Annotated in this window: 12 protein-coding genes and 1 pseudogene; 7 read left to right on the top strand and 6 right to left on the bottom strand. The window is 57.0% G+C overall.

What is annotated here, in order from left to right:
- Positions 1 to 105: 105 nt before the first annotated feature.
- Positions 106 to 318, top strand: coding sequence for a FitA-like ribbon-helix-helix domain-containing protein (locus AB1J88_RS17005; RefSeq protein WP_430291527.1), 213 nt, complete (start codon positions 106 to 108; stop codon positions 316 to 318).
- 171 nt (positions 319 to 489) lie between these two features.
- On the opposite strand, the gene AB1J88_RS17000 is transcribed toward AB1J88_RS17005, so the two are convergent.
- Positions 490 to 1,203 (bottom strand): methyl-accepting chemotaxis protein, encoded by a 714-nt coding sequence (locus AB1J88_RS17000; protein ID WP_411353453.1) that lies wholly within the window; start codon positions 1,201 to 1,203, stop codon positions 490 to 492.
- 144 nt (positions 1,204 to 1,347) lie between these two features.
- Positions 1,348 to 2,274, bottom strand: a pseudogene (locus AB1J88_RS16995) (methyl-accepting chemotaxis protein); the annotation flags it as partial.
- Positions 2,275 to 2,664: 390 nt separating this feature from the next.
- On the opposite strand from AB1J88_RS16995, the gene AB1J88_RS16990 reads away from it, so the two are divergent.
- On the top strand, positions 2,665 to 3,336 hold the full coding sequence (locus AB1J88_RS16990; protein WP_430291526.1) for a histidine phosphatase family protein: 672 nt from the start codon (positions 2,665 to 2,667) through the stop codon (positions 3,334 to 3,336).
- Between the two features lie 77 nt (positions 3,337 to 3,413).
- On the opposite strand, the gene AB1J88_RS16985 is transcribed toward AB1J88_RS16990, so the two are convergent.
- Positions 3,414 to 4,892 carry an ArnT family glycosyltransferase gene (locus AB1J88_RS16985; RefSeq protein WP_430291525.1) on the bottom strand — a complete coding sequence of 493 codons (1,479 nt, stop codon included), beginning with the start codon at positions 4,890 to 4,892 and terminating at the stop codon, positions 3,414 to 3,416.
- Between the two features lie 30 nt (positions 4,893 to 4,922).
- Entirely contained in the window at positions 4,923 to 5,510 is a 588-nt protein-coding gene (rimJ, locus tag AB1J88_RS16980; RefSeq protein ID WP_430291524.1) for a ribosomal protein S5-alanine N-acetyltransferase, read from the bottom strand.
- A 142-nt stretch (positions 5,511 to 5,652) separates the two neighbouring features.
- Between rimJ and AB1J88_RS16975 the strand changes: the two genes are divergently transcribed.
- Positions 5,653 to 6,225 (top strand): GNAT family N-acetyltransferase, encoded by a 573-nt coding sequence (locus AB1J88_RS16975; protein WP_430291522.1) that lies wholly within the window; start codon positions 5,653 to 5,655, stop codon positions 6,223 to 6,225.
- Positions 6,226 to 6,526: 301 nt separating this feature from the next.
- Positions 6,527 to 8,392, top strand: coding sequence for a hypothetical protein (locus AB1J88_RS16970; RefSeq protein ID WP_430291521.1), 1,866 nt, complete (start codon positions 6,527 to 6,529; stop codon positions 8,390 to 8,392).
- A 63-nt stretch (positions 8,393 to 8,455) separates the two neighbouring features.
- Here the strand turns inward: AB1J88_RS16970 and AB1J88_RS16965 are convergent, their stop codons facing one another.
- Together AB1J88_RS16965 and AB1J88_RS16960 are read right to left on the bottom strand one after the other, a co-directional pair.
- Complete coding sequence (locus AB1J88_RS16965; RefSeq protein ID WP_430291520.1) at positions 8,456 to 9,862, bottom strand: DUF2252 domain-containing protein; 1,407 nt, start codon at positions 9,860 to 9,862, stop codon at positions 8,456 to 8,458.
- Between the two features lie 84 nt (positions 9,863 to 9,946).
- A complete protein-coding gene (locus AB1J88_RS16960) occupies positions 9,947 to 10,870 on the bottom strand; it encodes a PliI family lysozyme inhibitor of I-type lysozyme (RefSeq protein ID WP_430291519.1) in 924 nt (307 codons plus the stop codon).
- Between the two features lie 205 nt (positions 10,871 to 11,075).
- Here AB1J88_RS16960 and AB1J88_RS16955 point away from each other — a divergent pair, with 205 nt between their 5' ends.
- The 3 genes from AB1J88_RS16955 to AB1J88_RS16945 all read left to right on the top strand — a co-directional run bounded on the left by AB1J88_RS16955 (position 11,076) and on the right by AB1J88_RS16945 (position 14,917).
- On the top strand, positions 11,076 to 12,116 hold the full coding sequence (locus AB1J88_RS16955; RefSeq protein WP_430291518.1) for an EamA family transporter: 1,041 nt from the start codon (positions 11,076 to 11,078) through the stop codon (positions 12,114 to 12,116).
- A 732-nt stretch (positions 12,117 to 12,848) separates the two neighbouring features.
- Positions 12,849 to 13,943 (top strand): nucleoid-associated protein, encoded by a 1,095-nt coding sequence (locus AB1J88_RS16950; protein ID WP_430291517.1) that lies wholly within the window; start codon positions 12,849 to 12,851, stop codon positions 13,941 to 13,943.
- Positions 13,940 to 14,917: a GTP pyrophosphokinase gene (locus tag AB1J88_RS16945; RefSeq protein WP_430291516.1), complete on the top strand. Its 978-nt coding sequence runs from the start codon at positions 13,940 to 13,942 to the stop codon at positions 14,915 to 14,917. The genes AB1J88_RS16950 and AB1J88_RS16945 overlap by 4 nt, the downstream gene beginning before the upstream one ends.
- The last annotated feature ends 154 nt before the right edge of the window (positions 14,918 to 15,071 follow it).

Here is a 15,071-nt window from a genome sequence, read left to right as displayed (position 1 = left end):
AGCTCCTACAAAGGCTCGATCAAATGGCGTTACAACCTGAAAACGAAGATTCGTAAACCGAGTGGTAGTCTCGCTGCTTCGATGGCTGTATCGCTGGAGTACATTGTGGCGAGTTTGACTATCAGCAATCTTGACCTTCAGCTCTATGAAGAACTGCAGTTAGCGGCAGATATTAATAATCGTTCGATTGAAGAGCACGCGCGTGTGATGTTGCAGAAAGCGCTCGAGCAGAATCAATCTGCCGCTGGCTTGGGGACTCGAATTCAAAGACGATTTAATAATGTCGGTGACGTTGAATTGGATGTGCCTTCACGCTGAAGCCAGTATTTTCTCGGCATCGCCAATTTTCAGTGGCAGTAAATCTGACGCCATCGCGGGCAAGCCCGCTCCCACAGGTTTTTCGGTCGTTCACATATTTTGTGTTCGACTCGTTTCCTGTGGGAGCGGGCTTGCCCGCGATTGGATTTACGCTTTGGCGCTGACTGAAGATCAGACGCGGAAGTGGCTGACCATCTGCTGCAACTGACCACCCAGGCGTGCCAGTTCAACGCTGGACGCTGCGGTTTCATCACTGGCTGCGGCGGTCTGTTCCGACACGTCGCGCACGTTGATGATGCTGCGGCTGATTTCTTCGGCCACGGCGCTTTGCTGTTCGGCCGCGGCGGCGATCTGCTGGTTCATCGACTGGATGTTCGACACCGTGCGGGTGATGTTTTCCAGGGAGTCGCCAGCCTTGCGGGTCAGGGCCACGCTGCTGTCGGTCAGGGCGCGGCTGTTGTTCATCACGGCAGCCACTTGCTGGGTGCCGTTCTGCAGACCGGCGACCAGGCCTTCGATTTCTTCGGTGGATTTCTGCGTGCGTTGCGCCAAGCCACGGACTTCGTCGGCGACCACGGCAAACCCACGGCCGGCTTCACCGGCACGCGCCGCTTCGATCGCGGCGTTGAGTGCCAGCAGGTTGGTCTGTTCGGCCACGGCCTTGATCACGTCCATGACGCTGCCGATCTTGTCGCTTTCCTGTTGCAGCACGCTCATGGCTTCAGTGGAACGCACCACTTCGCTGGCCAGGCGCTCAATCTGGGCGATGGCTTCATTCACTACCTTGTCGCCTTCACGGGCTTCGCCGTCAGCGGCAGCTGCGGCTTGCGAAGCTTCTTCGGCGTTGCGCGCGACTTCCTGCACGGTGGCGGTCATCTCGTGCATGGCGGTGGCCACCTGATCGGTCTCGACCTTCTGGCTGTTCACGCCGGCGCTGGTCTGCTCGGTCACGGCCGAGAGTTCTTCGGCGGCGCTGGCGATCTGAGTGACGCCGTCGCGGATACCGCTGATCAGGTCGCGCAGGGTCACGCCCATACGCGCGATGCCTTGTTGCAGCACGCCGAGTTCGTCGCGGCGGGTCACGATGACGTTCTGGGTCAGGTCGCCGCTGGCAATGCGCTCGACCACGGCCAGGGTATCTTGCAGCGGACGGGTGATCTGACGGGTGATGATCACCGCAGCAATCACACCGACCAGCAGTGCCAGCAGGGTGCTGATCAGCTGGAGCGTACGGGCCTGGGCGCTTTCGATGTCGCGACGGTCGAGCTGGATCTGGTACAGCTGCTCGCTGGTGGTGACGATGGCCGCACCCTGATCGGTCATCTCCTTACGCGCCTGCACCGCTTCGCTGTTGGCGTTCTTGTAGGCCTGCAACGCGCTGCGGTAGTTGGTCAGGGCGGTTTCCAGCTGACGCAGAGCGTCTTGCTGGGTCGCGGCGAAATGCACGTTCAGTTGCTTGAGGCTGTCGATGGCCACGTTCAGTTGGCCGACGGCTTTCTGCTCGGTTTCGTTATTGGTGGTGGCGGTATAGCCGCGCACTTCATAGCGCGCGAGGATGAACGCTTCCTTGGCCTGGGTGATGGCCTGGAACTGCTCGAAGCGCTGCTCGCTCATGTCCATTTGCTGCACGCGCTTGCTGATCGTTTCGATCAGGTTGTAAGCGGTGTCGGCGTTGCTGCCCATCACGTCGCGGGCGCTGTTGCCGGTGCGGTAGGCATTGCGCATCTTGTTCAGCGAAGTCTGGTATTCGGCGATGGTCGCGGCCTGCTCTTTCAGCAGCTTGACGTTTTCCGGGCTCTTGAACTTGTTGATCAGCGCCTGTTGTTGCGCGGCGAAGCTTTCGAGGGTGGTTTGCACATTCTGCGCGGCGGTTTCGTCGCCGTTGGTCAGCATGTATTGCAGGCGCACCACGCGCAGCTTGGTCAGGCCGGCGTTGAGCTGGGTGATGTCGCTCATCCAGTTGCTGCGGTCGATCAGACCGCCGAGGCTGGTCCAGCCAGTCAGGGCGAGGACGCAGGTCAGGGCCAGGACCAGGCCGAAGCCCAGACCCAATTTCATGTTCACGCTGATGTTGCCGAACCAGCTATTCATCACAATTCCTCCAGGAACGTTGAGCTACTTGATCGTCGGTCAGGCTGGAAGATTGTTGTTTTTTTGAGCCAGCAAGGGGGTTAGCAGGTCTGTATCGGCCGCAAACACGAGAGCTGAAAGGATTTTGTCCGACGGAATTTGTAACAAGGGCGTTTCAAGACTTTTTTCACATGCGTTTCACTCGCCACTTACGCCCGCTTCTCTACCCTCGCCGCATCGTATTGACTGTGATGGATGCCGACGAGGCGGCCCGATGTGGAATTGAGACTGAGTCTGTTCGGCGTCAAACGCTCGATTTCCCTGAGTAAGCTGGCCCGCTATCGCAACACGTGGGCGGTGCTCGGTGCGTCGCTGCTGGTGATCCCGCTGACCCTGTGGCTGCTCGCCCCGGCGGCGGTGCCTGACCTGGCCCACGGCAATGTGTCCGGTGCACGCGCGCTGGCGGCCGGGTGGGCCAAGGGCGAGATGATTGTGCTGGTGCGTCACGTCGAGCGCTGCGATCACTCGCCGGCGCCGTGCCTGAGCGGTGATGACGGCATCACCGACCGCTCGCGCAGTGTCGCGGTCGGTGTCGGCGCACAGTTCGAGCATTTGGGCCTGAATAACGCCGATATCTACAACAGCCCGATGCTGCGCACTGTGCAGACCGCCGGTTACATGTTCAATCGCGCGGCCACCGGCGAAGACTGGCTGATCAGCTGCAAGGGCCACATCCTGCAGGAAGCGCTGGCGCACAAGCTTGCGGGGCGCAATCTGATTCTGGTGACCCATAGCGAATGCATGGCGGAGCTGGAAAAGGATCTGAATTCGCCGGTTTCGGACCCGGGCTATGGCTCCTCGCTGTTTGTTTCCGCTGCGAACAAAGCGGCCCCGCGCGTGCTTGGCTTCATCGAAGCCTCTGACTGGCAGTCAGTGAGCACTCGATGAACTGAGGTGGGCAAAGCGTCGGCCCAAATAAAACCCGCCAGTGACGGCGGGTTTTTTATTGTCTGGCGCGAAGGGCGTCAGTAGCCGACGAAGTAGTACGCCTGGCGCCCGACCATCATGGTCTTCAGCACTTTGAGTGGTGCGACGGGTTCGCTGTCCGCCGAGATCACCGCGACGTTCGAGGGCGAGGCACTGAGGAAGTCATGCAGTTGCGCGTCGGTGTCCAGTCCCTTGAGCACACGTTGGGTGTAGAACACGCTGGCGCCGCCGACCCGCTCGTTGGCCTGGAACAGCGCGACCTGCTGACCGTTGGCTTGCAGGCTCTGAATATGGGCAGTCAGCGGCAGGAACGACAGTTCTTTATCAGCGTTGGGCAAGGCCCACTGGGCCGCGCCGAGGTAGCTGGCGATCACCACCGTGAGCAAGCCGGCGGCAATTGCCTGACGATGACGGGCGACTTTTCCGATAAAGCGGTCTGCGTTTTCACGCGCCTGCAAGCGCTCGAACAACACGCGTGCGTACTCGGCGGCGATCACCGCCGCAGCCGGGGTCATCGACATCAGGTACACCGTGCGTTTGCTGGAAGCGAGGGTCAGCATGATGAACTGCGCGACGATCCACAGGCTGAAAAACAGCAAGTAACGGTTGGCCTTCAGCTCCTTGCGGAAATGCCACAGGCCCAGATACACCAGAATGTTCCATGGCAGGAACGCTTCCGGCAGTTTGGCCAAGTAGTAATAGAACGGCTCGTAGTGCCCGGCCTCGACGAACGAGCCGCTGAAGCGACCGACGCTATTGGTCAGCAGCACTTCAGCGACGGCGTGCGAGCCACCGCGCTGATAAAGCACGACGAGCCAGATCAGCAACGGAATCAGGCCCACCGCCGTGAGCAGGCCGGGTCGCAGCCACGCGCCGATCTTCAGGCGTCTGTCGATCAGGTTGTCCGCCAGCAGGTAGGCGAAAATCACCACGCCGGGCATCGCCAGTCCAAGTACGCCCTTGCTCAACGTTGCGATGGCGATGCCGACGATAAACAACAGCGAGTTAGCCGCGTTCGGTGCGCGTTGCGCCTGAAAGAATGCCAGCAGCGCGGTGGTCACGCCGAGCGCCAGCAGCGCATCTTCGCCGACGCCGCGCACGTTGCTCCAGTAACTGGCCATGGTCGCCAGCAGAATCCCCGCCGTCCAGGCCAGCGCTTTCGGCCGTCCGAAGCGGCGCAGCATGCCGTACAGCAGCATGACACTGAGCAACCCGGCCACCGCCGACGCCAGCCGCACCGCCCACGGCGAAACGCCGAACACACGCATGGCGCCGGCGTCCAGCCACAGGCTCAGCGGTGGTTTTTCCAGAAACGGTTCGCCGAACAGGCGCGGCGTCACCCAGTCATCGTCCAGGTGCATCTCCATGGCGATCCCGGCGACCCGGGCCTCGGTGGAGCCTTGCAGCTGGTGGTTACCCAAAGCGAAAAAAAACAGCAGGGCGGCGAGTAGAAACAGCGAAGTGGCGGCACGCGGCATGGATTTCAGGCAACCGGAAAGGGCAGGAGCCTTGAGCATACTTCGCCAATGCTTAACAAATTGTGAAACTCACGCCAGTTGTCGTGACCAACGCTTTTCCGGCGCCTCGAACACCGGATTGACCAGCGCCGTCAGCACATGGTCCTGCCAACGCCCGGCGATGTTCAGGTAGGCCTTGGCGTAGCCCTCGCGTTCGAAACCCAGACGCTCCAGCAACCGCGCACTGCGCTCGTTGCCGGGTATGTAGTTGGCCATGATCCGGTGCAGGTTCTGCGTGTCGAACATGTAGCCGATGCCGGCCTCCAGGCCTTCCTGCATCAGGCCCTGACCCTGATGCGCGTGGTCAATGTGATAACCCAGATAACAGGCCTGAAACGCCCCGCGAATGATCCCGCTGAAGTTGCATGCGCCGATCATTTGCTGGCCGTCCGGCGTCAGCAGGGCGAAATGCATCGCCAGCCCGGCCTCGTAGGCACTGGCCTGAACTTCAAGGCGTCGGCGAATCTGCTCGGTGGAAAAGTACTCGGTGGTGCGAATCGGCGACCACGGGGCGAGATGGCGCTGGTTGCGTGCATAGAACGCACTTTCCAGTTCGGCCTGTTCCGGGGCGAGGATGGCGAGCGTCAGGCGTTGGCAGGGCAGGCTCAGCAGTGACATCGGGCGCTCCGGTTGGCAGGGTCGAGGGACAGGATTGATCACGGGATGGAAAAAAACAAACCGCGCTGGCGTCCTGTAAATTTCTTTGGTTGAGTGCACAGGGTTATCGACTGCGGAATTTCCGGGATTGGAGGAACAAGCAATGGAATTTGCATTGACGGTGAACGGGTTGGCGCTGCGTGTTCGGGCGCCGGACCCAGCGCTGGTCGATCCGGTGCGCGAGGCGCTGAACGCCAGTTACCGCGAGCATGCGCCTTTTCTCGAGTGGGCGGTGGAACACACCAGTGAGGAGCGGACGCTGTCGTCCATGCTGCAAGCGCGCGACGATTTCGCCAGCGAGACCGGTGAGCGGCGCTTATTCATCGTGACTGAAGACGGACAAGCAGTCGTTGGCTGCATCGGCCTGGTGCCGCGTCGACGCAAGCGCTATGTCGTCGGTTATTGGGCCAACAGCGCGTTTGCCGGCAAGGGCTACATGCGCGAAGTGCTCCAGCAACTGGTCAGGCGTCTGCCTGAGTTCACCTTTTACCTGACCACATCGTCGACCAACAGCCGCAGTCAGCGTCTGGCTGAAGCGGCGGGGTTTGCGCTGATCAGGGTTCACCCGCAGGCGCGGCGATCGCAGCAGCACGGCGTGCAGGACACTTGGGTGTATCGCTTCGGCAGCAAACGCCAGGCAAAAAAAAGCCCGCGGGAGAGCGCGGGCGAACCGTAGTTTCTTGAATGAGCGAGCGGACTGTACCGTGTTGATCGAACGGGGGCAGTGAAGAAAAATTCATCTGGTTTGTCGGATGTTCTTCAAGTGGTAGCGGATAGATTTCACTCAAAAGTTTCTGAGGCGACAGCTTTTACCCTTGGAATCACAGAGCGAAGAATTCACTGAAATCTTATTTGATAATGTTTTGCAGTCGAACTAATGTCGCGACGTTTTGCTGTCGTAAGTTGCGCAGTGAGTTCCACTGAGACGCAGAAGGCGCTTCGTAAAACGGAAGATTTCTCTACACGGAGTAGAAAGCATGTTCAATCGCGCCATCCCTTTGGTCCTGGTTGCGGCAGCGTGGTTGCTGTCATCGAGTAGCAATGCCTGGGCGTCACCGACAGTTCAAGCGCAAGTTCGGCCGCCAAACGCTGCCGCGCTGATGCGTGAAGCCGAGCGACTGAGCCGCGAGGGTTCACTGCCGCAGGCCACGGTCACTGCCCGAGCGGCGATGGAGGCCGGCCGACAAGGCAGTGGTGGCGCCTTCGACTCCACTGAGCTTGAAGCAGGAGACTTGCTCGTTGATCTACTCCACAAACAGGGTAGGTACGACGAGGCCCGCCGCGCTGCTGAAGAGCAAATTGCGTACTGGGAACAACAAACTGCCGCCATCGCAAGGTCGAGCAGGCGCGACCCGCGGATCACGAGCATGCTTGGTCGGGCAATCGAAGCGAGCATGATGGCGGGCGAAAAAGCACACGTCGCACGCCTGCAAGAAAAGCTGTTCGCTGTCGTCAGCCCCGATCCGGGTCAGTGGCGCTTGTCTTCGGATGAGCCGCGCTTGCAATACAACCTGGCTGACTTCGCGATGCCACTTACGGTGGGACAGTGGAAGTTGACCGAGTTCCGCCCAGCAGAAAAGCGCGACTCCTACACCCGTGCACTTTACACCCAGGCGTTGCCGGGCGGCCGCCTGAGCGCCGAGATTTCCCTGTCTTATGACGAAGATCAACGCAAGGTGAGCGCGGCCGAGCGGCAGGCACAATGGAATGCCTATCTGGAGCGGCATGTGCCAAACGCACTGGAAGTGGCAATGCCCGATCTCGCCTTCGACGGCCTGACAGCTTTCAAGCGGGGAGAGCCATCGGAGTATGAGGGTGAGGAGTGCATCAATGTGCATTGGCTGACCTATCGTGGTGACTGGCGCATGGACATCGACATCACGTTCGGATTACCGGACGAGGTCCAGGCGGCCGAGCAAATGCGTCAACTGTTCTCCGCATTGAATTGGCGCAGTGCTCCGCAGCTGTTTCGTGAGCGTCCGATGGGACTTCAGATCCGCGACATCGAAGTGGTTGCGTCCCTTGAGGACGGTGTAGACAAGGCAGCTGGACTGGCAAAACAGGCGTTGCCCGATGCGTATTTTTCCCCGGAAATTGCTCTGTTGCAGACTTATATTGGCGTGTCGCAATACCAGCGCGGAGACTTCGACGCGGCTCGTCAGGCCCTGGGTTTGGCCGTGCCCGCCTGGGAGGAGACGTTCAGCAATGAAATCCTCTATCGCAGTGCGCTGGACCACGGCGCTGACATCGCTTATCGACAGGGCCGAAGCCAGGACGCCATTGCCCTGAATCGCAAACTCATCGAATGGCAGGAAAATGATGCAACGCTGGGCTGGACGGTACCGAAGGATGAAAACGCTTTGGTCAACAACCGCAAAGGCGTGCATTTGCCCCTGCGCGTGGGCGACTACCGGTTGCGTCCGGACACGCAGGGACGGTTCTACTACGAAAACCTGCAGACCGGCGCACAGCTCGGCGTGACAGTGGGCATGCCTGTTTCCTCAGATCAGGAGCTGGAATCGATGCTGCGCTCCTACATGTCGACAAATCTGAACCTGCAAGCCGCGGGCATCTATAAGACAATGTTTTCACCCAAGTCCGCCGTGCATGGCGACACACCGGTAATCGGCTATAAGTGGGAGTTCGAGGTGTTACCGATGCCGGAAGGGCAAGGTTCCTCCGACGCTGACCCTGTCACAGTTGCTTCGCGTAAATCGCCGACAAAAATGGCGTTCTGGATCGTCGATCGCAACGAGCAGCGGTCGGTGTTGCGCGCACCTCTCACTGACAGCGGTCGATCCAGGACCGAGGCAGAGCAAATTGCACAGGCGTTATCCTGGTAGAAGGTCGATGCGCCAAGGGTCGAGCGCGATGGAAGACCTTGGGCCACCTGTCCAGCCAAAGGGTCAAGGCAGATGATCCGCTGCAAAATCCGCTTCCGAACGTGCCCGCAGCCGGCCCTTGCGGCAAGCCTGCTGAAAACGTTCGAAGTCGCGCTCGTTCTGCGCTGTATAACTGCGGGCGTATTTGAACAGGGCGTCAGACAAGGCATCGCCCTTGCCGATATAGCCGCTGATGACCGCCGCATTGCCCGAGGCTTTGGCGTGGGCGCGGGCCAGTGCGCGACCGCAGACCCGGGCATAGGCAGCGAAGGTTTCGGCGTCGAAGTTTTCCAGTTCGGCGGAGATCTTCATGTCGCGCAATTGCCGCACATAAAAATGCCGACCGTGGGGGCCGGTGGTCCAGCCCAGAAACAGATCGCTCGCCGACTGCATCAAGCGCTGCCCTTCGACCACCCGTTGGCCTTCATGACGCGTGCGGGACTTGGCCTTCACATAGTCGGCGAGCACCGAGCGCCGCGCCTCCTTGAACTGCAGAAACAACGGAAATTCCTGATCGTCGGTCAGCAGCGCCACCAGACATCGGGTGCCCACACTGCCGACACCCACCACTTTGAACGCCAGATCCTGTACGTGAAACCGCGAGAGCAATTCCCGCCGGTCAGCCTGCAGCGTGGTGCGATAGTCACGCATGAACGTATCGAACAACGGCCGCCAGTCTGCCAGCCGCAACCAATCATCGTCGGCGTCGAGCAGCGTGGTGTTCTTGTGCAGGTGGAAAATTTCCGGCAAATCGTCACGAATGACCAGTCGCCCGTTGGCGTCGCGCTCGCTGATTTTCGGCAGCAACTCGGCGTGGGTGCGCCGTTCGGCTTTATCGACGGCACGCTGCACATGCTCCAGCGCACTCTTGCGTGCCTGATCGAGCAAGTCTTCGTACTTGATCGATTCGTACCAGGTTTCCAGCGCACTCTGTTCGGCGCACTCCAGCATCGTCGCTTGATAGGCACCGAACATCTGCCGACAGACCTCTTCCTCAACCGACTCGCCATGGCGCAAATCCCGCGCCGCCACCACAAAACTCGCCGCCAGCCGCTTCACGTCCCATTCCCAGGGCCCGGGATGCGCCTCGTCGAAATCATTGACGCTAAACAACAGATTGCGCTCCGGCGTGGCGAATCCGCCGAAGTTCATCAAGTGTGCATCCCCACAGATCGGCCCAACCAGCCCCATGTTCTGGGTGCTCGACAGATCATGCGCCTGCAGCAGCGCGTTGCCACGGAAGAACGTGAAGGGCGACACCAGCATTCGTCCGTAACGCAACTCCACCAGCGAAGCGACGCGGCCCTGACTCGACGCTTTGATCAGCGGAATCGGATCGCGGCTCATTTTTCCGGTGGTGGCGTGGGTGCTGCGCGAGCATTGCTTGCGGGCGTCCTTGCCTTGTTTCATGCGGGTTTGGAGGGTGGTCATGGGGGCTCGTCGTGGCAGTGGGGGCGGTGTGAGTGTAGAAGTGGTTCAGGGGTTTATCCGCCGGCCGTAACGAACCCGGTCATTTCAGAATTCCGTGACCTTGTCCTCGCGTAAAATCCACCCGGCTTCACCCGCCACCAACGTGTATTGAACCTGTCGCATCTTCCCCGTACGCCCCGCACCCGCGTCGGCGCTGTCATACACCGGGAAGCGTTGCACCAGCCTGTTTTCCACCACGGCAAACGAGTCCTCGCCCTGATAACCCTCGGCGGTTTTCGGGTTGTCGCTGACCGGAGGCAAGTAGATTTCGCTCAGGGATTTCTTGTTGTTGGCCGAATAGGCGATCAGTTCGCCCGGCATGCCGCGCCCGGGCGAACGGGTGAACACATAGAGTTCAGGGGAACCGTCGTTGTTGAGATCGGCGACTTCGGCGCGTACCACCTCACCGCTGAGGGCCTGAATGATGACCGTATTGTCGATCTCCAGCCCCTTGGGAGCGATGTGCAAAGTGGGTTTGCCATCGACCTGTTCAGTGCTGACGTGAAAGGCAATGCCCTGCAATTCCAGCGTCTGATCGAATGGTGGCTGACGGCTGATGGCATCGCCATTGACCAGCCTCAGCGCCAGCTCGTAGTTGGCCACTTCATTACGTCGTGCGGCGTTGCGCATGAGGTAGACCTGAATCGTGTACTCGCCATCGCTGGGCAATGTGCCGAGGAAGTGATTGCCCATGATCGAGCCGTTGAACAGCGCGTAATCGGCCCCCTTGGCAGCGATGTTGAAGTAAGCGGAGGTGTTGGAGGGCTTGAAGTCGATGGTCAGCATCTGGCCGGCCTTGGCGTTGAACCGGTACTCCGCCGTCTGGTCACCCGTGATCGACTGTTTGCGCTGGACGCTGTCGGCAGCGGTTGTGAACGCTATCGGTTCGACGCGCACAGTGGGGGCGTCGGCCGCATGGACGGACGAGGAAATCAGCGCGGCCAGGGCTACGGCGATCCAGCTCTTCATCTTCAACTCCATTGCATCTCGATGTTCGCAGCATAGAAGCTGCATCGAGCGATCGCCCAGAGATTGCGCGGATTAAATGTTGCTGGATTTGAGCACGTGCCAGAGGCCGTGTTCCCTGACACGAATCAGTTGTTCACATAATTCTCACCTGAGTTTTGCCATGATGCTGGCTGGTATTCCATCGGCCCCAGCGAGTGATCCCGGCATGAATATGAGCGTTCTCTACGCATTGATTGCGGCAGCGCTGTTTGGCGCCAGTACGCCCCTCGCCAAACTGCTGGGGGTACAGATTTCGCCGATTCTGCTCGCCGGGTTGCTCTATCTCGGCAGTGGTCTGGGTTTGACCGTTCTGCGTTTTGCCCGCGATCGTGGTTGGAAACCTTCCGGGCTCGGCACCGGTGAATGGCCATGGCTGATTGGCGCCATCGGCTTCGGCGGCGTGCTGGCGCCAGTGGCGCTGATGTTCGGTCTGACCCGAACGTCCGGCGCGAGCGCTTCACTGATGCTCAACCTCGAATCCGTGCTCACGGCGCTGCTGGCGTGGGTGGTGTTCAAGGAAAATGCCGACCGCCGAATCGTGATCGGCATGCTCGCCATCGTCGCCGGTGGCATCGTGCTGTCCTGGCCACAAGAGGCCGTCTCGGCGCAAGACTGGACCGGACCGCTGGCTGTGGCTTTCGCTTGCTTTTGCTGGGCCATCGACAACAACCTGACCCGTAAAGTCTCGGCCTCGGACGCACTGTTTATCGCCGGCAGCAAAGGCCTCGTGGCCGGTCTGGTCAACTGCACACTGGCTCTGTTCATCGGCAGCCAACTACCCGCCGCCACCTCGCTGGTACCGATCATGCTGGTCGGCTTTCTCGGCTACGGCGTCAGCCTGGTAACGTTCGTCCTCGCCCTGCGCGGCCTCGGCAGCGCCCGCACCGGCGCCTACTTTTCCACCGCACCGTTTCTCGGCGCAGGCATCTCGATTCTGCTGCTGGGCGAATCGATATCGCTGATGTTCCTGCTCGCCGCAGCGTTAATGGCCGTGGGCGTATGGATTCATCTGATGGAAAACCATGTTCATGAACATCAGCACGAACGGCTTGAGCACGATCATCGGCATATACACGATGAGCATCATCAACATACGCACGGGTTTGAATGGGATGGGGTGGAGCCGCATAGTCATCGGCATGTGCACATGCCGATGCGGCATAGTCATGCGCATTTTCCGGATGTGCATCATCGGCATGGGCATTGAGTTGGGTGCGTGGGGGGGGGACCGTTGGCGGTGAGGCAGGAATGAAACGCCAGATGCGACAAAGCCCGCACTGGGCGGGCTTTGTTGTTGAGAAGTGGTGGGCCGGGGTAATCTGAATTGAGGAGAGAACCTTTTGATTATAGGGAATATATTCGTATCGCATTTTTTTGATGGAATACCATTTGGAATACTCAAAGCCAATACCCTGCCCGGAGTTGCAGCTCACAGGGGGAAAAGTACTCACTCCTTGAGATGAGAGCGGAAGGGAAATCGAAAAAGTAAAATAGCCCACCTCTGTTTTCGAGCATCTCAGCAGTTACCGGCGCTTGTGACGTAACACGAAGGCCTTAACTACATTGAGCGCAGCGACTACCCTATCGAGGCTCGGCATAGAACTCACCTACTATCTGGTGCTCGCGAGCCACATAGTCTCACTCGACAACTGGTCTCTTCCCGCAAAAAAAACAGCACGATTTTATGCGAAACGATTGCGCGGTCGCTGCTTGGCCCTGGGCAAACCTTTTCCCCTTGCCGATGGCTAAGCAGGGTAGTACATTTGATTGGGTGGCTAAATGCCATAAGGACTGATGGATTCAAGGATGAGTTTTTGATTAAAAGATATCTTCCTGCTAAGAATAAATCATCACTCTTTCTAGTGCCTATTGGGCCACTATTTATAGCGCCTGTTTTTTACATTTTAATAATTATAATGTCGTAATGTCCGGGGTGGGTATGGAGCTTTCAAATCTAACAATAGATCGAATTATCATTCATCAGATTTTTCGCCGGGGTGAAGATGCGGAAAAAATAGAACCTATCCGGAGTCGTGATTTTACTCGGTTCGATCTAACTGCAATGGAGGCATTTAAGGGCAGGGTTCGTGATGCTCTTGGCAGTGGTTCAAAAGCAGTCCAAATGGAGATTGTCAACCAAGGGCCAAATGACCTTCCAGTTATCATTGATCGTTTGGTTGATATGAATGATGCGGATTTTGCATTTACCTCATACGACGTAGCAACCAAACTCAACGATGCTCAGCATCGGAAGGCTATTCCGGGGGGGATTGTTGTTGTATTTTCGGGACGCCAGGGTCATCCATTAAAGAGCTTCATTGGTATAATTAAAGCTGAAATTCATAGTGCTTATGAAAAAGAAGTAAATCAACGGACTAACGAGATTTCATTGAAGTTTGTTGAGGAGGTTTTGTTGACGCCCGGTACAAAGCTTTATAAAACAGCTGGATTTTTTGAAAGAGCTACTGTCGAGGCTTCGAGTGAGGACCTTAATGCGCGATGGGTAGTAATGGTTTCTGATAATCAGATCAGCCAGGCAGACGGCAAAGCTGCAGCTCAATACTTTTATTCGGGTTTTTTAGGATGTGGATATCCGCAAACTAGCGCTAGGACAACCCGTCAGTTTTATGAGGAGGCGAGCGAGTTTATTTCTAATTTGAACGTTTCAGCTTCAAATAAAAACGATTTTCTAAACGCCCTAACGACATATTTAAAGGTGAGCAATTCCTCCACGGTTAGCTGCGCGGATTTTGCCTCCCAGTATTTTGATGTAGATACTCAAGACGCTTTCTGCGATCATATGTATGAGGCTGGGATTCCCGAAATCGCTTTCACCAAAGACACCGCCCAAATTGAGAGCAAACTAAAATTTAGAAAGGTTAATTTCGGTGGCAATGTTAAAATCACCGCGCCATCTGAAGCATTTAAAAATTTGGTCACTATTGAAACTATCGATGGCGATCCTGATGAGGCCGGAGGTCCTACAGAGTGGACTAAGGTGATTATCAAAGAAAAAGTGGTCGGTCAAGAATGAACGAAGAGGAATTCAAAGCTAGGTGGCATAATGACAAGCTTGTGTATCAGGCTTGGGGGGATTATGTTGTAGCCAAAATTAGCAATGAATTAACCTCTCTCGGAAAGGATGTAAATGTCTTCCTTAAAGTGCCTGCTAAAACTAGGCTCAAAGATGACTCGTCGCTGATAGACAAAGCTTTTAATCGTAAGAAAACTTACAAAGATCCCTATAATGATATCGAGGATAAGGTAGGCGCTCGCTTCGTTGTTCTCTTGCTTGATGATGTTGATCTGATATGCAGCGTGGTCCAAGCTCTAGGTGATTGGGCATTTGACGCATGTAAGAATTTCAAAGAGGATATGCGGACTAATCCGTTACTATTCACATATAAATCTGTTCATTATATTCTACGGCCGAAGCAAGACTTTGAGTATAACGGGGTTTTGTTACGTGCGGATGTTGCTTGCGAATTGCAGATTCGCACGTTGCTACAGCATGCGCACTCTGAGCTTACTCATGACACTATCTATAAGTCTGAGCGTGAAGTTCGTCCGGAAGTGCATCGGACTGTAGCCAAAAGTATGGCTCTCATTGAAACTACTGACGAGTTTTTCTCGCAGGCCACTAAGTTAATTAATTATGGGCCATTTCAGGAGTTTGAGATAGGTGGTCGATTGGACTCCATCTACAAGAACTTGGTGGGGCTTGTAGCTCATAATCAGAAATCCTCATTCGTCGTTTGGAGTGAGTACGAATCTTTTGTTGATGCTGATTTAGTTGATAGCATAGCTAGATTGCTGGCTAAAAGGCCCGACTTAGTTGATAGGGTTTCTGAAAGATATTCGATAAACGTATTCTATCAGCAGTCCGTCGTTTTCTTTTTGTATTGGATGTTGCTTAAGCGCAAGCAGAGATTGATTAAAGATTGGCCGTTGGATGAGTCAATACTAAATATGCTTGCTAACGATGTGGGCGTTAGTCTGAATGAATGATTTTCTCATAGGGCCGGGGTGCCCTCGATGGACGAACATAAGGGCCAAACACAAGGGCCAGCTTTTGAACGGGTATTAAAGCACTGCGAGCTAGACGGAGAGCCAAGGTACACGCGGCCTCTGATTTGCTCCGGCAGATCTTCAGCAGGCTCTC

Source organism: Pseudomonas sp. S8, from assembly GCF_050473925.1.
GTDB classification, from domain to species: domain Bacteria; phylum Pseudomonadota; class Gammaproteobacteria; order Pseudomonadales; family Pseudomonadaceae; genus Aquipseudomonas; species Aquipseudomonas parakoreensis.
Note: the sequence above shows the minus strand (reverse complement) of the source record. Positions and strands in the feature narration are given on the sequence as shown.